The sequence below is a fragment of the Methylomonas stagni genome, from assembly GCF_050154735.1.
In the GTDB taxonomy this organism is placed as follows: domain Bacteria; phylum Pseudomonadota; class Gammaproteobacteria; order Methylococcales; family Methylomonadaceae; genus Methylomonas; species Methylomonas koyamae_A.
In genome coordinates this window covers 836,809-856,576 of sequence record NZ_CP189557.1, presented here as the reverse complement: position 1 = coordinate 856,576, position 19,768 = coordinate 836,809, and the positions used below count along the sequence as shown (strand labels likewise).

At 55.0% G+C, this 19,768-nt stretch carries 16 protein-coding genes; 6 read left to right on the top strand and 10 right to left on the bottom strand.

The features are described 5' to 3' along the window. Positions 1-211: 211 nt before the first annotated feature. From mutS to ACP4CD_RS04040, 4 genes are all read left to right on the top strand, one after another. Positions 212-2,797: a DNA mismatch repair protein MutS gene (mutS, locus tag ACP4CD_RS04055; protein ID WP_426993679.1), complete on the top strand. Its 2,586-nt coding sequence runs from the start codon at positions 212-214 to the stop codon at positions 2,795-2,797. Positions 2,798-3,005: 208 nt separating this feature from the next. Next, positions 3,006-5,276: a CHASE2 domain-containing protein gene (locus tag ACP4CD_RS04050; RefSeq protein WP_426993678.1), complete on the top strand. Its 2,271-nt coding sequence runs from the start codon at positions 3,006-3,008 to the stop codon at positions 5,274-5,276. A 78-nt stretch (positions 5,277-5,354) separates the two neighbouring features. Further along, positions 5,355-5,795: a FecR family protein gene (locus ACP4CD_RS04045; protein ID WP_064027217.1), complete on the top strand. Its 441-nt coding sequence runs from the start codon at positions 5,355-5,357 to the stop codon at positions 5,793-5,795. 13 nt (positions 5,796-5,808) lie between these two features. Next, on the top strand, positions 5,809-6,402 hold the full coding sequence (locus ACP4CD_RS04040) for an OmpA family protein (protein WP_426993677.1): 594 nt from the start codon (positions 5,809-5,811) through the stop codon (positions 6,400-6,402). 87 nt (positions 6,403-6,489) lie between these two features. On the opposite strand, the gene ACP4CD_RS04035 is transcribed toward ACP4CD_RS04040, so the two are convergent. The 9 genes from ACP4CD_RS04035 to rpsB all read right to left on the bottom strand — a co-directional run bounded on the left by ACP4CD_RS04035 (position 6,490) and on the right by rpsB (position 14,732). Continuing rightward, complete coding sequence (locus ACP4CD_RS04035) at positions 6,490-7,200, bottom strand: DsbC family protein (RefSeq protein WP_064027213.1); 711 nt, start codon at positions 7,198-7,200, stop codon at positions 6,490-6,492. A 61-nt stretch (positions 7,201-7,261) separates the two neighbouring features. Beyond that, positions 7,262-8,626, bottom strand: a complete 1,365-nt coding sequence (rseP, locus tag ACP4CD_RS04030; RefSeq protein ID WP_426993676.1) for an RIP metalloprotease RseP — start codon at positions 8,624-8,626, stop codon at positions 7,262-7,264. Between the two features lie 2 nt (positions 8,627-8,628). Beyond that, a complete protein-coding gene (gene ispC / locus ACP4CD_RS04025; protein WP_313730188.1) occupies positions 8,629-9,813 on the bottom strand; it encodes a 1-deoxy-D-xylulose-5-phosphate reductoisomerase in 1,185 nt (394 codons plus the stop codon). After that, positions 9,810-10,733: a phosphatidate cytidylyltransferase gene (locus tag ACP4CD_RS04020; RefSeq protein ID WP_064030545.1), complete on the bottom strand. Its 924-nt coding sequence runs from the start codon at positions 10,731-10,733 to the stop codon at positions 9,810-9,812. The genes ispC and ACP4CD_RS04020 overlap by 4 nt, the downstream gene beginning before the upstream one ends. Before the next feature lie 38 nt (positions 10,734-10,771). Then, a complete protein-coding gene (locus ACP4CD_RS04015; protein ID WP_426993675.1) occupies positions 10,772-11,536 on the bottom strand; it encodes an isoprenyl transferase in 765 nt (254 codons plus the stop codon). A 12-nt stretch (positions 11,537-11,548) separates the two neighbouring features. Continuing rightward, positions 11,549-12,106, bottom strand: a complete 558-nt coding sequence (gene frr / locus ACP4CD_RS04010) for a ribosome recycling factor (protein ID WP_064030541.1) — start codon at positions 12,104-12,106, stop codon at positions 11,549-11,551. A 5-nt stretch (positions 12,107-12,111) separates the two neighbouring features. Beyond that, entirely contained in the window at positions 12,112-12,831 is a 720-nt protein-coding gene (gene pyrH, locus ACP4CD_RS04005) for a UMP kinase (RefSeq protein WP_064030539.1), read from the bottom strand. Between the two features lie 141 nt (positions 12,832-12,972). Next, on the bottom strand, positions 12,973-13,857 hold the full coding sequence (gene tsf / locus ACP4CD_RS04000; RefSeq protein ID WP_064030537.1) for a translation elongation factor Ts: 885 nt from the start codon (positions 13,855-13,857) through the stop codon (positions 12,973-12,975). A gap of 131 nt (positions 13,858-13,988) precedes the next feature. Beyond that, on the bottom strand, positions 13,989-14,732 hold the full coding sequence (gene rpsB / locus ACP4CD_RS03995; protein ID WP_064030535.1) for a 30S ribosomal protein S2: 744 nt from the start codon (positions 14,730-14,732) through the stop codon (positions 13,989-13,991). A 216-nt stretch (positions 14,733-14,948) separates the two neighbouring features. Here rpsB and map point away from each other — a divergent pair, with 216 nt between their 5' ends. Continuing rightward, on the top strand, positions 14,949-15,761 hold the full coding sequence (gene map, locus ACP4CD_RS03990) for a type I methionyl aminopeptidase (RefSeq protein ID WP_083385702.1): 813 nt from the start codon (positions 14,949-14,951) through the stop codon (positions 15,759-15,761). Between the two features lie 5 nt (positions 15,762-15,766). Further along, positions 15,767-18,397, top strand: coding sequence for a [protein-PII] uridylyltransferase (gene glnD, locus ACP4CD_RS03985; RefSeq protein WP_426993674.1), 2,631 nt, complete (start codon positions 15,767-15,769; stop codon positions 18,395-18,397). Positions 18,398-18,402: 5 nt separating this feature from the next. Here the strand turns inward: glnD and ACP4CD_RS03980 are convergent, their stop codons facing one another. Continuing rightward, the gene (locus ACP4CD_RS03980; RefSeq protein ID WP_426993673.1) at positions 18,403-19,623 is read right to left on the bottom strand and encodes an FAD-dependent monooxygenase; all 1,221 of its coding nucleotides are present in this window, start codon (positions 19,621-19,623) and stop codon (positions 18,403-18,405) included. Positions 19,624-19,768 lie beyond the last annotated feature (145 nt).

Here is a 19,768-nt window from a genome sequence, read left to right as displayed (position 1 = left end):
GTCAAAAGTCATCTGGCGTCCTGGCTGAAAAGCTATAGCGGCGCAGGTATCGAATTGTTTTTAATATCGTTTTTTATGTTGATCGATGATCGAATATAGCCCGAAAAAAACCTATGCTAAACAGCAACGTGCCGGGAAGTTTTGAAAAGTGTAGTTAGCGAAAACCGACGCATAGCATAGAACAATTATCTGTTATTTCATTAATTTACGAATGAATCTCCAAATAAAACAAGACAGCAAGCAAGGCAGCGAAATCCAACACACGCCGATGATGCAGCAATATCTCCGCATCAAGGCTCAACATCCGGACATTCTGCTGTTTTACCGGATGGGCGACTTTTACGAGCTGTTTTACAACGACGCCAAACGCGCCGCTCAATTGCTGGACATTACCCTGACCGCACGCGGCGCATCGGCCGGAGCGCCGATTCCGATGGCCGGCATTCCCTATCATGCCGCCGAAAACTATATCGCCAGACTGTTGAAACAAGGCGAATCGATCGCGATTTGCGAGCAAATCGGCGATCCCTCCAAATCCAAGGGGCCGGTCGAACGTAAAGTCGTACGCATCGTCACGCCTGGTACCGTCACCGACGAAGCCTTGCTGGAAGACCGCAAGGACAATCTGCTGTTGGCGCTGGCGCGCTACGATAATTTGGTCGGCATCGCCTGCCTGGATTTGACCAGCGGCAAGTTCGTGTTGCAACAACTGGAAAACGACAGCCAGTTACTGGCCGAAATCGAGCGTCTGAATCCTGCTGAACTGTTGTTCAGCGAAGACCAAGCCCTGCCGGCGTCCATCAAGGAACGCAAGGGTTTGTGCAAACGCCCGCCTTGGCATTTCGATTTGGATAGTTGCCGCCAACTAATTTTGAAGCAATTCAACTGTCACGATCTGAAAGGCTTCGGTTGCGAGCACCTGCCGGCGGCGATTTGCGCCGCCGGTTGCTTGCTGCAATATGTGCGGGATACCCAGTTCAACGCCCTGCCCCACATTCAGGGCATTGCCGTCGAACACGCCGACGACGGCATCAGCTTGGACGCCGCCAGCCGCCGTAACCTGGAATTGGACAGCCACCCCAGCGGACAAATGCAATACACGCTGCTCGGCGTGCTGGACAAAACTGCAACCGCGATGGGCAGCCGCTGTTTGCGGCGCTGGCTGCACCGGCCGTTGCGCGATCAGGCCGTGGTCAACGGCCGCTATGCCTGCATCGCCAGCCTGCTCGAAAACGAGCTATACCGTGATTTGCAAACCAGTTTGCGCCAAGTCGGCGACATCGAACGCATCAGCTCGCGGATTGCGTTGAAATCGGCGCGGCCGCGCGACCTGCTGACCTTGCGGCTGACCCTGGCGGTGCTACCCGAATTACAACAAAAATTGGCCGGCAGCGACAATCCGCATCTGGAAGCGTTATGCGGCCAGTTGCGCGAACACCCTGAATTGGTAGAACTGTTACAACGCGCCATCATCGAAAACCCACCGATGTTGATCCGCGACGGCGGCGTGATCGCGCCGGGTTTCAACGCCGAGCTGGACGAATTGCGCAATCTCAGCCAAAACGCCGACCAGTTTCTGATCGACATGGAACAGCGCGAGCGCGCCGCCACCGGTATTGCCAATCTCAAGGTCAATTACAACCGGGTGCACGGCTATTACATCGAAATTTCCAACGCCCAGGCCGACAAGGTACCGGTGCATTACACTCGCAAACAAACTCTGAAAGGCGCCGAGCGCTATATCACGCCGGAACTCAAATCGTTCGAAGACAAGGTGCTCAGCGCGCGGGAAAAATCGCTGGCCTTCGAAAAAGCCTTGTACGACGACTTGCTCGATACGCTCGGCGAAGCGCTGCCCGACTTGCAACAATGCGCGACGGCTTTGGCGGAACTGGACGTGCTGGTCAACTTTGCCGAACGCGCCGAAACCCTGAACTGGACTCAGCCGGTATTGACTCAGGAGCCCGGCATCCACATCGTCGCCGGTCGTCATCCGGTGGTCGAGCAATTGTCCAGCATACCGTTCGTCGCCAATGATTTGGACTTTTCCGGCGACCGCCGCATGCTGGTGATCACCGGGCCCAACATGGGCGGTAAATCGACCTACATGCGCCAGGCGGCGCTGATCGTGCTGTTGGCGCACATCGGCTGTTACGTGCCGGCGCAGTCGTTGACGTGCGGGCCGGTCGATAAAATCTTCACCCGCATCGGCGCCTCGGACGACCTGGCCAGCGGGCGCTCGACCTTCATGGTCGAGATGTCGGAAACCGCCAACATCCTGCACAACGCCAGCGCCAACAGTTTGATTTTGATGGACGAAATCGGCCGCGGCACCAGCACCTTCGACGGCCTATCCCTAGCCTGGGCTTGCGCAGACTACTTGGCGCGCCACGTCAAAGCCTTTACCTTGTTCGCCACCCACTACTTCGAGCTAACCACGCTGGCCGAAGAACAAACCGGCATCCACAACATTCATCTGGATGCGATGGAGCACGGCGACAAGATCGTGTTTTTGCACGCGGTCAAAGACGGGCCGGCCAGTCAGAGTTACGGGCTGCAGGTCGCGGCCTTGGCCGGCGTGCCGCAATCGGTGATCGCCAACGCCAAGCACAAGCTGGCGCAATTGGAAAACACCGCCTACATCGAACAACAAAGTCACCAAGAGATTAATCAGTTCGATTTGTTTACCAGCCGCGAATGCCATCCCGCCGTGGTGCTGCTCGAAGAAATCGATCCGGACCTCCTCAGTCCGCGCCAAGCCTTGGAGACCTTATACCGGTTGAAGAAAATGCTCTAGAAACCATCAGGGCCGTCGCTCGCCCATTGGGTTAGGCGACGTCTCCCCGGCTGTTTGGCGCGGAGCCACGCAAATATCTCGGCCCGGCGTACAGACGCCCTCAAACCGCAGCCACGAATGTTTGCTTGCAACACGAACCGCGACGAAATACCAAAACGCTGTCCGCTGACTATAATCGGCAGTGATTCTTCAAACTTTCTCCGCATCGATGCCAAGACGGCTAAGCAAGCAAACGCCCATCGCGCTAATCCTCGCCGCCGCGATAGTGACCTTGACCTGGACCGACGCCGCTTGGCGACTGGACCGCTGGCTGTACGACGCCTGTTTGACTTGGCTGGCCAAGCCCGCTTCCGCCGATATCGTCATCGTCGAAGTCGATCAGCGCAGTCTTGGCACGCTGGGGCGCTGGCCGTGGCCTCGCGATATCCACGCCAAGCTATTGCGCAAATTGGCCGCGGCCCGGCCCACCGCGATTGCGCTGGATTTTGTGTTCTCCGAGGCCGATGCCGAGCACCCCGAAGCGGATGCCGAGCTATCCATGGCCTTGCGAAACAGCGGCCCTGTGATTCTACCGGTCATCATCGAAAGCAACGCCGATTCCCTGGTCGAAACCTTGCCGATCGCTTCGTTTCGCTCGGCGGCGATTCTGGGCCATGCCAACTTGGAAATAGACAAAGACGGGGTCGGGCGTGGCCTGCTGTTATGGAGCGGGCTAGGCGCCGCTCGTTGGCCGGCGATGGCGCTTGCAGCCTATGCGGTCCGCTATCCGGACGCTTTAAAAGCATCGACCGGCGCGCGGACAGGCAATAATCCGGCTGGCGTCGCCACCGGATTGGCCGGCGATTATCGGGTCGGCTTGCCGTTTTACGACACCAGCACCGACTTCGTCCGGGTGTCTTATGCCGACGTGCTGTCCGGCGCCGTGGCCGACCGGGTTTTCAAGGATAAATTCGTCTTGGTCGGCTTGACCGCCGCCGGCATCGAGCGAGAATTACCGGCCCCACTCGCGGTTGGGAATCGGCCGCTAAGCGGTGTCGAATTTGTCGCGGCCGGGCTGGACGCCTTATTGAAACAGAAATTTTGGCAAGAACTACCGTGGCTCTGGCAGTGCGGTGTGGCGCTGCTGCTGACCGGCTTGACCGTCGGCGCCGGCGCTTGGGCACCGGCGCGCTGGCTGCCGCTGGTCGTAGCGGCCTTTGCGGTTGGCACGGTCGTTCTCAGTCTGTTGTTATTGGCGTTCGGCGGCTATTGGTTTGCACCGGCAGCCACCGTCACGGTCGTATTCCTCAGCTATCCGCTACGCAGCTGGCGCCAATTCGAAAAACTGCTGCAATCCTTGTTTGCCGAACGTAAACGGGCTTACATCACATTGAATGCGATTGTCGATGCTGTCGTGACCACGCGCGATAACGGCGAAATCGACTTCATGAACTCCCGCGCGTTGGATATGTTCGGTCCCAAACTGCTCGAAGCCGGCCGTAACATTGACCAGTTATTTTCAGCACAAGCCGGCGGAAAGCTCTGGCTCCCTAGCGAGTTGATCGCCGAGAGCCGGAGCGGAAACGCGCCTCTCAAATTCGAACACTGCCGACTGACCGTTAGCGATCAACAAAGTGTGACCGCCAATTTGGTAGTGGCACCGTTGTTCGGCAGTCAAGGTGAAGCACTAGGCGCGGTGATTACGGTCAACGACCTTAGCGAGCGCATGCTGATGGCAAAACTCTTGCTTAAAAAAGCCGAGGAATTTAGCGAGATTCGCGAGTCCATGGATCGCGTCGAGCAAATGAGTACCGCCAAAAGCCAATTCATGGCCCAAATCGGCCACGAACTGCGCACACCATTGAACGCGGTGATCGGCTTTGCGCAGTTGCTGCAAATGGAGGACCCCGAGCACCCGCTGGCCGCCGAACATCTGGAAGCCGTAAACGAAATATTCAAGGCCGGCATGCACTTACTGAATTTGATCAACGATTTGCTGGACTTGGCCAGAATCGAATCCGGAAAGCTGAGTCTGAACCTGACCGCGGTCGAACTGACAACCCTGTTGGACGACTGCCTGGCCTGGATCGCACCGCTCGCCAACCCGAACGCGATTGTCGTAGAGCTGGCCAACCCGCTGGCCGCGACGACCTGTCTCTACGCCGATGCCGGCCGCGCCAAGCAGGTCTTGCTGAACTTTTTGTCCAACGCCGTCAAATATAACCGGCCCGGCGGCCGCGTCGTCGTGTCGACCCAGACCACCGACGCCGGCTACATCCGCATCGCGGTGACCGATACCGGGCCGGGATTGAGCACGGCGCAACTCGATCGCCTATTCAAGTCATTCGAACGCCTGGATGCCGAACATAGCGGTATAGAAGGGACAGGCATCGGCTTGGCTATCGCCAAGCAACTGACGGAGCTGATGGCGGGACGAGTCGGCGTCAGCAGCATCCCGGAGGTTGGCAGCACGTTCTGGGCTGAATTTCCACGCGCATAAGCCGCAATGCTGTCTATACTTGCCCGCTAACCCACCGCGCTGTCTGCGCAAGGCTTTCGGACTTTCGAGAGGGCATCCATGAAAATCGTATTCTTGTGTTTGATCTGGCTGAGCTGTGCCGCCGGCTCGGTCCGGGCGGAGCAATCGGCCATCGGTTACGTCAAAACGGTCGCCGACGCGACGGTGATTGTCGAAGGCGATCTGCAAATTCCGGCTGTATTAGGCTCGCCGATTAGAGTCGGTCAAGTCATCAAAACCGACGAGCGCGGCGCGGCCGGAATTACGTTGAAAGACAACACGGTACTATCGATAGGACCGAACACCGAACTGGAGATCAAGGCCTACCAATTCGAACCGCAACAAGAGCGCTTGGAACTGAACGCCAGCTTGCTGAAAGGCACGCTCCAATACATTTCCGGGGTTATCGCCAAACTCAAGCCCGAGGCGGTAACGCTGAAAACGCCGTCCGGCGTCATCGCGGTGCGCGGTACGCGGTTTCTGGCCAAAGTCGATCCATAAAGCGGGAGCAGCCATGACTATCAATCGAATGAAACCCTTAAGGCTGCTGCTGACCGTCGCGCCAATGTTCGTCGGCTGTAGCTCGTCGTATCTGGTGTTGTTGGAAGATCACGACGGCAGTACCGGCCAGGTCGTGTTCAAATCGGCCGACGGCGAAACGGTGTTGGACCGCGCCGGATCCGCGACCCGCATCGACCGGAAAGGGGACGTATTTCAGGCCGACCAAAAACAAATTGAATCAGACTTCGGCCGGGCACTCGGCTCAGAGCCGGTCAGGCCGGAAGTATATCTGCTGTACTTCGAAACTGGCGGTACCCGCTTGACGGCCGAATCGGCGGCGCAGTTGCCTAAAATCATCGAATCGGCGAGCCGTCACCCGGCCGCCGACATTTCCATCATCGGCCATACCGACACGGTTGGCGCGGCGGCGGACAATGAGACGCTGGCGAAAGAACGTGCCGAACAAGTGGCTAAGCTATTTGGTGCCGGACAGTTGGATGTCAAGGAAATTGCGGTGACTTCTCACGGTGAGAAAAACCCGCTGGTAAAAACCGCCGACGAAACACCGGAACCGAAAAATCGGCGGGTAGAAGTTACGATACGCTAGGGCAGCGAGTCTTCTTGAAAAATTTTAAAGTGGTCTAAAACCCGCTAAACGGTCGCTTAGCGGGAGTTTGGCGAGCAAACCGCCGGCTTATTCGCTGGACAGGATTTTGGCGAGCTGGGCTGCCGGCACGTATCCCGGTAATACGTTACCTTTTTCAGTGACAATCATCGGCGTGCCGTTCATGCCGAATTCCTCGCCCAAAGCCATGTGATTGTCGACCGGATTGTCACAGGCCTTGCTATCCAGATTTTCGCCTTTCTTGGCAGAGGTCAGCGCCTTGTTACGATCGGGCGCGCACCAGACCGACACCGCTTTCTTATAGGAATCCGAACCTTTGCCGGCCCTGGGGAAAAACAGGTAGCGTATGGTGATGCCCTGCGCCTGATATTGCTCCATCTCGGAATGTAGTTTCCGACAATAGCCGCAATCGATGTCAGTGAACACCGAGACCTGATGCTTAGGCGATTCGGGCTTGAAAATAATCATATTTTTCTCGCCGACTTTGTCCAGCGCGTTTTTTCTGGCGCCAGCCTGCTTGGTTTCGGTGATATTTTTCTTGGCCTCGGCATCGAACAACTGTCCTTGCAGCAAATACTTACCGTCTTCCGAGGCATAGAAAATATTGGCGCCCATCGTCACTTCGTATAAACCCTTGATTTCAGCCGGCGTGATTGAATCGACCTGTCCGGACGGCATGAATTCGGTCAAGGCTTTCTTGATGGCGGCTTCGTCGGCGGCCGCGTTCGCACTGATCGCGGCCGAAGCGGCAATCACCAGGGTTCGAAACAATGTTTTCATGGAATAGTCCGAGGGATGGGAAAGAAAGCGGTTGACTCGACGCGGCGCGAATCGTTCCAAGTTATTGGAACAATCGATCGATATCCAAAAACATCGCCAGCGCCATCAGCATCATTAGTAAAAACATGCCGACTTGTTGAAAATACATTTGGATCTTGTCCGGCAACGGCCGCCCGCGCAGGGCTTCGACCAGATAAAACAGCAGGTGACCACCATCCAGCACCGGTACCGGCAACAGATTGAGGACGCCCAAGCTGACGCTGACCAAACCGAGAAATTTCAAAAATGCCGTTAGGCCCATTTCCGCCGACTGACCGGCATATTGGGCAATACTGATCGGACCGCTCAAATTATCGACCGAAGCCGAACCCACCAACATTTTGCCCATCATTTTCAGCGTCGCGGTCGCGTAAAACCAGGTCCGCTCCAAGGCCAACGGCACCGCTTCCCAGGGGCTTTTAGACGACTTGACCAACACCGAATCGCTCAATTCCTTCGGAATGTGGACACCGGCACCAATCTTGCCGATCTCCCGACCGTCCTCCTGATGTTCGCGGCGCGGCGTTAGCGTCAACGGCAGAGTTACGTTGTCGCGCTCTATCAGCAACTTGATCGGTTGATCCGGTCTAGCCTGCACATAATCAACCCACTGTTGCCATTCGCCGATCGGATTGCCATCGGCGCTAAGGATCAGATCGCCGCTCAACAAACCGGCCTGCTTGGCGACACCGTCTTCAAGCAGTTTACCCACTACCGGCTTGACGACCGGCATCCACGGCTTTAGGCCCAGGCGTTTGTGTAACACTTCCGGAGAGTCGACGTCGCTGGGCTGTAATTGCAACTGTCTGACCTGCCGGCTATCGTCGCTGGTTTTGACCGCGACGTCGATTTGCGTCTGACCGTCGATGGCCAACGATAGCACGGCATCCAAGGCATCCATCCAGGTCGGGATGTCCTTGCCGGCCACGCCGACGATTTCTTCGCCAGCCGTGAAACCGGCAGCGGCCGCCAACGAATCCGCTTCGACACCGCCAATCACAGGTCTAACGCCGACTTCGCCCAGCACCAGCACGGTCCAAAACAAAACCACGGCCAGCGACAGGTTAGCCAACGGGCCGGCCGCGACTACCGCTGTTCTGGCCCACAAGGGTTGACGGTTAAACGCATAGGGTAAATCCTCGGGACTCACCTCGCCTTCGCGCTCGTCGACCATTTTGACGTAGCCGCCCAACGGCACGGCGGCAATGACGAACTCGGTGTCATGGGGCGATTTACGCCAAGTCCAAAGTGGCTTGCCGAAACCGATGGAAAAACGAATCACTTTGACACCGACTTTACGCGCCACCCAGAAATGACCGAATTCGTGAAATGCGACCAGAACCGCGATGGCGACGATGAAATAAAAGACGGTGTGCAGAGTATCCATGGTTAGGCGGTCAATTCGGCAATGATGTCGTTAGCGACTTGCCTTGCTTGACTGTCGGCCCGCAGGATCAGTTCCAAACTATCGGCGCTGTCCGCTTGAAACCTAGCCATGCCGCGCTCGATAACTTTGGCGATATCGGTGAACTTGATTCTTTCGTTCAAGAACGCGTCGACCGCGACTTCGTTGGCGGCATTCAACACGGTCGGCATGATACCGCCGGCCTTGATCGCTTCGTAAGCCAGGCGTAGGCAGGGGAAGCGGTTTAAATCGGGCTGTTCGAAGTCCATGTGCTTAACCTCGAAGATATTCAGCGGCGCGACGCCGGAATCGAAGCGTTCCGGCCACGCCATCGCGTAGGCGATCGGCGTACGCATGTCCGGGTTGCCCATTTGCGCCAATACCGAACCGTCGACGTAATCGACCATCGAATGGATGATGCTTTGCGGATGTATTACGACTTGGATCGCATCCGGGTCCATGTTAAACAACAGACAAGCTTCGATCAGCTCCAACCCTTTATTCATCATCGTCGCCGAATCGACCGAGATTTTCCGGCCCATATCCCATTTGGGATGCGCTACCGCCTGTTCGGGCGTGACGGCATCCAGATCGGCGATCGGCGTTTGCCGAAACGGTCCGCCGGACGCGGTCAACAAAATACGTCGGGCTTGCTTGGCGGTATGCCCGGTCGTGTAACCGGCCGGCATGCATTGAAAAATGGCGTTATGTTCGCTATCGATCGGCAACAGCGTCGCACCGGAGTCGGTGATCGCTTGCATAAAAATCTGCCCGGACATCACCAAGGCTTCCTTGTTCGCCAATAACACGGTTTTTCCGGCCTTGGCGGCCGCCAGCGTCGGCAACAAACCGGCCGCGCCGACGATCGCGGCCATGACCGCGTCGACGCTATCCAGCGTTGCCACCGTTTCCAGCGCCTCGGCGCCGGCCAGCACGGTCATGTCGGCGATCGGCGACCCGGCGATTTTGGCTTTAAACGCGTCGGCATTGGCCGGGTTGGCGACGACCGCGTAATCAGGCTTATGCACCAGACATTGCTGATACAGTGCTTCGATGTTGCCGTTGGCGGTCAGCGCGACGACGCGATATTGATCGGAATGCCGCGCGACGACATCCAGCGTGCTGACGCCAATAGAACCGGTCGCGCCCAGTATGCAAATACCTTTCATGAGTAAAAAATCCGGCCGATCAATAAAATACCCGCATAGAAGAACGGTGTCGCGGCGACGATGCTGTCTATCCGGTCGAGCACGCCGCCATGACCCGGCAACAAGCTGCCGCTATCCTTGACGCCCTTGCGGCGTTTGACCAAACTGAAAAACAAATCGCCGTAGATCGAGATCAAAACGGTGAATACCGACAGCATCAACATATCGAAAAACACCAATTCGTCCAGGAACTGCATCATGCCTTCCTGGGCTTGCGCCGATTCGGTGGAAATGGTTTTACCGTAAATAAAGAAGCCTATTCCACAGACTACCGCCGAGACCAACGCACCGTACATGCCTTGTATGGTTTTGCCGGGGCTGATCTCCGGCGCCAATTTGTCGGTGCCCCATTTTTTTCCGGCGAAATAAGCGGAAATATCGGCGGCCCAGATCAACAACAATAAGTAGATCACCATGCCGGACCCGTAATAGGCGCGCAGTTTGCTCAGGAACATCCAGGCCGACATCAACACCAACCAGCCCAGGAAGGCTTGCAGGCGCGGCGAAAATTGGGCCGTCAATAGCTGCGGCCCAGTCTGGCGTATCAGCACCATGGTCAGAATCCAAAACAACACCGGCGCGAACACCAACCATTCCAACACATCGGAATAATCTTTGATTTCCGGCCACTCCATCGCTTCGCTGAGCAACTCCAGCAATTCGGTCCAATAAGTGACGCCGAACATCGGCACGAGCATTGCGCCGAAAAACAATAGCTTACGCCCCAGGCTATCGACGCCGGTCAACGCCAGCCATTCCCAAGCGGCGATAAAGGTAATGATGGCAATAAATAACGAAAACAATAGAGCCGGTAATTTGAAGACGGCAACGATAACCAGTGCCGCCAACACCGAGGCGGTTAAAACGCGTTTCAATAACATGAGCTGATTTTCTTATACTTATGGTTATGGAAAAATCCCTAGCGCACTTTTTGAGCAATGACCTGCTCGCCAGTGTGCCCGAAGCGACGTTGCCTGCCCTTGAAGCTGGCGATCGCTTTATCGAGCGAGGCCTGATCGAAATCCGGCCATAAGGCGTCGGTAAAATAAAATTCGGTATAGGCCGATTGCCACAGCAGAAAGTTGCTGATGCGCTCTTCCCCGCCGGTGCGAATAAACAAATCCGGCTCCGGCAAGCCGGCGGTCATTAGATGACTATCGACCAACTCTTCAGTCACGTCGGACGCTTGAATGACGCCGGCCAAAACGTCGGCGGCTATTTTACGCGCGGCTTGGGTAATATCCCAGCGTCCGCCGTAATTGGCGGCTATCAGCAGGGTCAAACCGGTATTCCGAGAGGTCTGCTGCTCGGCTGCGGCGATCTTTTGTTGCAGTTTCTCGGGAAAGGCGTGCTTGTCGCCGATGATTTTCAAGCGGATGTTGTTCTTGTCCAGTTTGTCGACTTCCGATTGCAGCGTCGCCATGAACAATTCCATCAGCAAACTGACTTCGTCCTGCGGCCGGCGCCAGTTCTCGCTACTGAACGCGAACAGCGAGAGCACTTCAATGTGCTGTTTCGCGCAATATTCGACGATTTTTCTGACCGCCTTGACACCGGCGTGATGCCCCATGATTCTAGGCATCATCCGCTTCTGCGCCCAACGACCGTTGCCGTCCATAATGATGGCTATATGACGGGGATTACCATTATTCACGACCGTTTTTTCGTTGCTGACAGCAGTCATTTCACCTCCCGATTACATCGAAAGCAGGTCGGCTTCTTTCTCTTCAAGATGCTTTTCCACTTCCTTGATGTATTGATCGGTGAGCTTTTGAATTTTATCTTCGGCCTGACGAGCGTCATCCTCCGAAATCAGCTTTTCCTTCAACGCGTCCTTGACCGCCGCATTGGCGTCTCGACGGATGTTGCGTATCGCCACCCGTCCTTGTTCGGCTTCGTTTTTGACGATCTTCACCAGATCGCGGCGGCGTTCTTCGGTCAGGGCCGGCAACGGCAAGCGTATCACCGTACCTTGAGTGGCGGGATTCAATCCCAATCCAGACGACAATATGGCTTTTTCAATAGCGCCGACCATGCTTTTTTCCCAGGGTACGACTTTCAGGGTACGCGCGTCTTCGACGGTGACGTTGGCCACTTGGGATAGCGGCGATTCCGAACCGTAATAAGACACGCTGATTTGATCCAGCAGGCTGGGATGCGCCCGCCCGGTCCGAATTTTACTGAAGGCTTTCTGCAAAGCCTCTATGCTCTTCACCATTCGGCTCGCGGCATCTTGTTGAATATCGCTGATCATTGTTATTAATTCCTCACGATTAGAGAGCCGATGTCTTCGCCGCGCATCAGGCGCATCACCGCTCCCGGCTCAAAAACATTCATGACCCGCATGGGTAAATTGTTGTCCCGGCATAAGACCAAAGCCGTGGTATCCATCACGTTCAAACGCTGGTCTATGGCTTCGTCGTAGGTCAAACGCGGGTAAAAAACCGCATCGGCCACCTTGTTGGGATCGGCGGAATACACACCCTTGACCTTGGTCGCCTTGATCATCAAATCGGCGTCGATTTCGATCGCGCGCAGACTGGCCGCGGTATCGGTGGTAAAAAACGGGTTGCCGGTACCGGCCGCGAAAATCGCCACCCGGCCTTTTTCAAGGTGACGCACGGCCCGGCGCCGGATGTAATCCTCGCAGACCTGATTAATTTTCAACGCCGTCATCACCCGCACCGGCTGACCCAGGTATTCAAGAGCGTCCTGCATCGCCAAGGCATTGATCACGGTTGCCAACATACCCATTTGATCGCCGGTCACCCGATTCAGGGATTCCGACGCCTTTTCGCCGCCGCGCAGAATATTGCCGCCGCCAATTACCAGCCCCACCTGCACGCCGGCGTCGCATAAATCCTTCACTTCGAGGGCTAAGCGTTGGACGATATCCGGATCGATACTGCCGCCCTTCTCGCTCATTAGGGCTTCGCCGCTCAACTTCAGCAAAATTCTTTGGCAAATCATTTGATTCATAATCGAACGTCCGTCGGGAGTTTCAGTTAAAGCAACGAATTGTAGAACATAACCGCGTCGAGTCCCCTCGACGCGCGAACTAAGCGTAAGTTCGGGCGGAAACCGTTCTTGGCTCGGTGCCGGTTTCCGCCTCGGCTCGGCCTAGCCTCTAACTTGCGCCATAACCTCGGCCGCGAAATCTTCTTCTTTCTTCTCGATGCCTTCGCCAACTTCGAAACGAGCGAAGCGTACCGCCGAATTGCCTTTCTCTTTCAAAAGTTGGCCGACGGATTTGCTGTCGTCCTTAATAAAGGCTTGGCCTTGCAACGTAATTTCCGACAAAAACTTGTTAATGCGGCCTGAAACCATTTTTTCCACGATGTCCGCCGGCTTACCTTTGATTTTCTCTTCTTGCTGCGCCAAGAAAATTTCTTTCTCTTTTTCAAGGGTTTCCTGTGCAACTTGATCGGCGGAAATGCAAATCGGCTTGCTGGCGGCAATGTGCATCGCAATGTCTTTTCCCAATTCGGCATCCGCTTTTGCCAACTCGACGATAACGCCGATTTTGCTACCGTGCAGATAAGCCGCTTGACCGCCATCGGTGGTGGTGTATTTGACAAAACGGCGCACGGTGATGTTTTCACCAATTTTGGCGATCAATGCCCGCCGGGTTTCGTCCAAGCTGACGCCAGTACTCAACAACATGGCTTGCAAATCTTCGTCGCTATTGACATTGCTGTTCAGCAAGCTGTTGACCACATCGCTGGTGAATCCAATAAAGTCTTCACCCTTGGCCACGAAATCGGTTTCGCAGTTGACGTCGGCCATCACCACGGTTTTGCCGTCTTCGGAGACTTTGACGCCGATAATGCCTTCGGCCGCGATACGGCCGGACTTTTTATCGGCCTTGGCCAAACCTGCCTTACGCATGTTTTCGACTGCCAATTCCATATCGCCGTTGGCCTCGACCAGGGCCTTCTTGCATTCCATCATGCCGGAACCGGTACGCTCACGCAGTTCCTTGACCATCGCCGCACTTATACTCATCGTTATTTCCTCAAGTTTATTAACTAAAAAAACGCCTCACTAAGGAGGCGTTTAAAAGACATACGGTACCGGACGCAAATCAAGCACCCGGGAGGGTCCGGCGACAGGGCCGGACACTATCGAAAGTTTGCTTACGCTTCCGCTACGACTTCTTCGACGAAGTCGTCGGACTTGCCGCCGGCATCCATCCGCAAGGCTTTAGCTTCCAAAATCGCCGCGGCCGCACTTTGGCAATACAGGGTAACGGCGCGTATCGAGTCGTCATTACCGGGAATGACGTAATCAATGTTGTCTGGAGAGTTGTTCGAATCGACAACGCCAACCACTGGAATGCCCAATTTCTTGGCTTCCATAATGGCATTTTTTTCGTATCCGACATCCAAAACGAAAATCGCATCGGGTATGCCGCGCATATCCTTAATACCGCCCAAGCTACGCTCCAGTTTATCCAGCTCGCGCTCCATGCCCAGGGCTTCTTTTTTGCTGAAGCGTTGATACAGTGTGCCGTCGGCTTTCATCGCTTCCAGTTCCTTTAAGCGATTGATCGATTTCTTAATGGTCTTGAAGTTGGTCAACATGCCGCCCAACCACCGATGGTTGACATAAGGCATGCCGCAACGCGCCGCTTCTTCAGCCACGACCTTACGGGCAGCTTTTTTGGTACCCACGAACAATATGGTACCTTTATTAGCGGTCATTTGACCTAAATAGTTCATCGCATCGTTGAACAACGGCAAGGTGTGTTCCAGATTGATGATATGAATTTTGTTACGAGCTCCAAACAAATATGAAGCCATTTTGGGGTTCCAGTAACGGGTTTGGTGACCGAAGTGCACACCCGCTTCCAGCATTTGACGCATTGACACTGCTGCCATTTACTTCTCCTAAAATTGCCGAATAATTCGGCGTTGGGTTACGCCTCCACTGATCCCGACCGGTGACCCGACTTTTCTAAAAAGGCGAGCACCCCACCGATCGTGTCGATAAGTGTGAGTATTGGTTACTTGGTGAACTTACCTTTATACCATGATCGCGTTTTCCCAACAAGCTTAAACCTGCTAGACTGCGCTGCCTTAGCGGCGCACTCCGCGATGCGATCCGGCGCAGCTCCTTGTTTTTTCAACCATTACAACCCTCGAATGACTATCAGCATTAAGAACGCCGACGAAATCGCCAAAATGCGCGTGGCCGGAAAATTAGCCGCCGAAGTACTGGAAATGATTGCACCGCATGTCGTTGCCGGCGTGACCACCGAAGCGCTCGATAAAATTTGCCATGATTACATCGTGGACGTTCAACACGCCGTACCGGCACCACTGAATTATCGCGGCTTTCCGAAATCGATCTGCACGTCGGTCAATCACCAAATCTGCCACGGCATTCCGAGCGAAAAGAAACTAAAAAACGGTGACATCGTCAATGTCGATATCACGGTCATCAAGGATGGCTACCATGGCGACACCAGCAAAATGTTTTGCATCGGCGATGTCAGCCCGCACGCCAAGCGCCTGGTGGACGTCACGCGCGAATGCCTGATGCTGGGAATTGCCGAAGTCCGCCCCGGCAAGCATTTTGGAGACATTGGGCATTCGATTCAAAAACATGCGGAGGCCCATCGTTATTCGGTGGTCAGAGAGTTCTGCGGGCACGGCATCGGCAAACAATTTCACGAAGAACCCCACGTCATGCATTTCGGTAAGCAGGGCGAAGGTGCGATGTTCGAGCCAGGCATGATTTTCACGATAGAGCCGATGATCAACCTCGGCAAGCGCCACATGAAAATCCTCGGTGACGGCTGGACCGCGGTTACCAAGGATCACAGCCTTTCAGCACAATGGGAACACACGATTCTGGTCACCGAAACCGGCCACGAAATACTCACCCTGAGGCAAGAAGAGCTGTGAAAGGCATGTGGTTTTCCGAAAACGACTTTCTGGGTTGTTTCGGCGAAGAGAATCCGGTTGCCTCGTTCAAAAGCGCCATCGCCAAGGAAAACGCACATTTAAAGCTTCGCTTCAATCCCGACAAAGCAACCACCGGACTACTGACCGAGAAAGCCCATTTCATCGACAACTTGCTGCAAGCCTGCTGGAAGCACTTCATGGGAGCTTGCGATACTCACCACGGCTTGGTGGCGACCGGCGGTTACGGGCGCGGCGAACTGTTCCCCTACTCAGACATCGATATATTGGTACTACTGGACCCTGCTTGTGCCGAAGATTATCGGGAAGCCGTCGCCGGGTTTGCCAACTTCCTTTGGGACATTGGCCTAAAACCCGGACTAAGCACCCGCAGCGTTGCCGAATGTCTACAAACCGCGGCAGCCGACCAAACCGTGTTTACCAGCTTGCTGGAGATGCGTCTGATCGCCGGCAGCACAACGTTATTCGAAACCTTGAAACAGCAAGTAAATTCCGACACGCTCTGGCCGTCCGAAAAATTCTTTCCGGCCAAACTCAGCGAACAAGAACGCCGCTACGCCAAGTTTCACGACACCGCTTACAATCTTGAACCCAACATCAAGGAAGGCCCCGGAGGCCTGCGGGATCTGCAAGTCATCAGTTGGGTATTCAAACACCACTACAAAGCCGCGTCGCTACGCGAACTCATCAAATACGGCTTTCTACCCAAATCCGAATACGACAATCTGATCACTGCCCGCGACATACTCTGGCGTTTGCGATTTGCGCTGCACAACCTGACCGGCCGCTGCGAAGACCGTTTGCTGTTCGATTATCAACGCGAGCTCGCCGCCCAACTCGGCTATTTCGACGCGAACGACCAGCCGGATGTCGAGCAATTCATGCAATTTTTCTTCAAGACCGTCGTCGATATCGAGCGACTCAACGAAATGCTGTTGCAATTGCTCAACGAAAAACTGATCAGCAACAAGGAAAGCTTGAATCCGATCCCGATTACCGCGAATTTTTCGTCGATCGACGGCTACCTGGAGGCCTCCAACAAAGATGTTTTTCAAAAACAACCGCTGGCGTTACTGGAAATATTCTTGATTTTGCAACAATCGCCGTCGCTAAAAGGTATCCGCGCCAGCACGATACGGTTAATCCGAAAAAGCTTGCCCTTGATCGACGAAGAATTCCGGCAAAACAAGCGCGCCAACCGTTTGTTTATGGACATACTGCGACAACCGCGCGGCATCACCCACCAGCTCAAGCGTATGAACCGCTATGGGATACTGGCGGCCTACTTGCCGGACTTCGCCAATATTGTTGCCCGCATGCAGTACGACTTGTTTCATATCTACACGGTCGACGAGCATACGCTGTTCGTGATTCGTAACCTGCGCCGCTTTTCGCTGGCCAAGCACAACAAGGAATTACCGTTTTGCAACAATATTTTCCTGCTGATTTCCAAGCCGGAAATTTTGTATATCGCCGCGTTGTTTCACGACATCGCCAAAGGTCGCGGCGGAGACCATTCGACATTGGGCGAAACCATCGCCCGCCAGTTTTGCCAACAGCACGAGCTGCCCAGCTCAGACACCAAGATCATCACTTGGCTGGTTCGCAACCATTTGCTGATGTCCATGACCGCGCAGCGCAAGGACATCAGCGATCCCGACATCATTCACGACTTCGCGCTGCATGTCGGCAGCATCGAATACCTGAACTACCTGTATCTGCTGACCGTGGCCGACATTAGGGCGACCAATCCCAGCCTTTGGAATGCCTGGAAAGACGCGTTGCTAAAAGAACTGTATATTTCGACACATCAGGCGCTGCATCGCGGTCTGCTCAATCCGATGGCCAGATCGGAACGCCTTGAGGAAAACCGCAAGGAAGCCCGAGAGGAATTGATAAAGCTCGGTTTATCGCCGACATCGATAGAACGTTCTTGGCAACACGTCAGCGACGATTATTTTTTACGATACTCCGGCGACGAAATCGCTTGGCATACGGTCGCGATTGCCGCCTGCCACGACCACGAATTGCCCCTGGTGCTGTTGCGCCCGCAAACCCTGCGCGGCAGCGCGGAAATCTTCGTGTACGCCCGCAACGAAGTTCAGATTTTTTCGATCTGCACCGCGACGCTCGATCAATTAGGCCTCACCATCCTCGACGCGCGGATCATCACAACCGCCGACCAATACGTCCTGAACAGCTTTCAAGTCCTGGAACAGTCCGGCAAACCGATTACCGATTTGCACCGGGAGGTGCATATCTGCACATCATTACGTCACGGACTGCTAACCAAGACCGTCAAATCATCTAAAAACATCCACAAGCAATCGCGGCAAGCCAAGCACTTCCCAATCAAAACCACGCTGACCTATCTGGAAAATCCGTCGCATAAGCATACGATACTGGAATTGGTGACAACCGACAGCGCCGGTTTGCTATCGACCATCGGCCGCGCCTTTACCGAACAAAACATCCAGCTGCACGACGCGAAAATCACCACAATAGGCAGCCGAGCCGAGGATATGTTTTACATTAGCGCACTGGACGGCACGCCCATTACCGATCAGCACCAGCGACAAGCGTTGCGCGATACCATACTGCAACTACTGAGCGGCTAAATGCGCTAACCCAATAACAAACGTTCGCCGCGAGCCAATTTTGGCAGCCGACCTTCCAATCCCATCGCCGCCCTCATCACCTTATTCCGAGCCGGAGAGATACGTTGCGCCAACCCGAGGCCCAAATTACGTAAAACCTTTAAAGGCAAGATGTCGTTGCTAAACGATTGATAAAACACATCCATCACCGTCATCATTTTCAGATTTTCGTTACGGCGCATCCGTTCATAGCGCTGCAATACGGCCGAATCGCCGATCGCCTTGCCCTGTTTGCCGGCTTCGATCAGCACTTCGGCCAGCGCGGCGGCATCCAACAAACCGATATTGACGCCTTGACCCGCCAGGGGATTGATCATGTGCGCGGCATCGCCCACCAAGGCGACGCCTTGCTTGAAGTAATGCTGTGCATGTTGGCGCCGTAACGGAAAACTGGCGACACCCAACACTCGCTGGATTTCCCCGAGACAATCCGGGAAGGCACCCGTCAGTTCGCGCTTCAACTCTTCGACGGGCAATGCCTGCAAACGCTTAACTTCGTCGGGCGAGTTATACCAAACCAGAGAAGCAAAATGGCCGGTCAGGGGCAGGAACGCTTGCGGTCCGGACGGGACAAAGCGTTGCCAGGTGATATCTTGTTGGGGATATTGAGTCTCGACGTAGATCACCAGCGCATGCTGGTTATAATCCCAACTGGTGACCCCAAGCCCAACCGCTTGCCTAACCCTGGAATGACCTCCATCGGCCCCGACCAACATGTTTGTGGCGATTTTGGTGCCATCGGCCAACGTCAATTCCGTCCGGCCTGCTAGATAGTCGATAGCCTCGATCGAACACGGCGCGAGCAGCTCGATATTGGCGAAATCCGGCAAGCGCTCCAGCAAGGCCAACTGCGTGACGCGATTTTCGACAATGTAACCCAACTCCGACGCATTGATATCCTTACTGTTGAAGGTGGTGTCGCCCGCTGTTTCCCAAACGCGCATGCGCTGAAAAGGGCAGCATCGCTTGGACTCGACACCCTGCCAAGCGCCCACCATCTCGAGTATGGTTTTGGACGCAATACTCAACGCAGACACCCTTAAATCGTGCGGTTGTTCCGGCGCAAACGGTTCCGGCAAACGGTTTTCGAGCAGAGCCACCTTCAAGGCGCTACCGCCCAGACAGCAGGCGACCGCCGCACCCACCATTCCGCCACCCACAATTACTACATCGTATTGTTGTTTCATCATTTTTTATAGTGTGTTGCCGTTTATGCAATGGATTTGAAGCCGGCTTGGCCGGCCCCAGGAATGACAGGCTCTAGCGCGCATGGTATCATTGGAAAGTTTCACCAACCGAAAGCCACCTTGGCCAACGAGAACTGGTTGCGAC

Coding starts and splice junctions, on each gene's coding strand:
- mutS (WP_426993679.1), top strand. CDS start 212: ATGAATCTCCAAATAAAACAAGACAGCAAGCAAGGCAGCGAAATCCAA.
- ACP4CD_RS04050 (WP_426993678.1), top strand. CDS start 3,006: ATGCCAAGACGGCTAAGCAAGCAAACGCCCATCGCGCTAATCCTCGCC.
- ACP4CD_RS04045 (WP_064027217.1), top strand. CDS start 5,355: ATGAAAATCGTATTCTTGTGTTTGATCTGGCTGAGCTGTGCCGCCGGC.
- ACP4CD_RS04040 (WP_426993677.1), top strand. CDS start 5,809: ATGACTATCAATCGAATGAAACCCTTAAGGCTGCTGCTGACCGTCGCG.
- ACP4CD_RS04035 (WP_064027213.1), bottom strand. CDS start 7,200: ATGAAAACATTGTTTCGAACCCTGGTGATTGCCGCTTCGGCCGCGATC.
- rseP (WP_426993676.1), bottom strand. CDS start 8,626: ATGGATACTCTGCACACCGTCTTTTATTTCATCGTCGCCATCGCGGTT.
- ispC (WP_313730188.1), bottom strand. CDS start 9,813: ATGAAAGGTATTTGCATACTGGGCGCGACCGGTTCTATTGGCGTCAGC.
- ACP4CD_RS04020 (WP_064030545.1), bottom strand. CDS start 10,733: ATGTTATTGAAACGCGTTTTAACCGCCTCGGTGTTGGCGGCACTGGTT.
- ACP4CD_RS04015 (WP_426993675.1), bottom strand. CDS start 11,536: ATGACTGCTGTCAGCAACGAAAAAACGGTCGTGAATAATGGTAATCCC.
- frr (WP_064030541.1), bottom strand. CDS start 12,106: ATGATCAGCGATATTCAACAAGATGCCGCGAGCCGAATGGTGAAGAGC.
- pyrH (WP_064030539.1), bottom strand. CDS start 12,831: ATGAATCAAATGATTTGCCAAAGAATTTTGCTGAAGTTGAGCGGCGAA.
- tsf (WP_064030537.1), bottom strand. CDS start 13,857: ATGAGTATAAGTGCGGCGATGGTCAAGGAACTGCGTGAGCGTACCGGT.
- rpsB (WP_064030535.1), bottom strand. CDS start 14,732: ATGGCAGCAGTGTCAATGCGTCAAATGCTGGAAGCGGGTGTGCACTTC.
- map (WP_083385702.1), top strand. CDS start 14,949: ATGCGATCCGGCGCAGCTCCTTGTTTTTTCAACCATTACAACCCTCGA.
- glnD (WP_426993674.1), top strand. CDS start 15,767: ATGTGGTTTTCCGAAAACGACTTTCTGGGTTGTTTCGGCGAAGAGAAT.
- ACP4CD_RS03980 (WP_426993673.1), bottom strand. CDS start 19,623: ATGAAACAACAATACGATGTAGTAATTGTGGGTGGCGGAATGGTGGGT.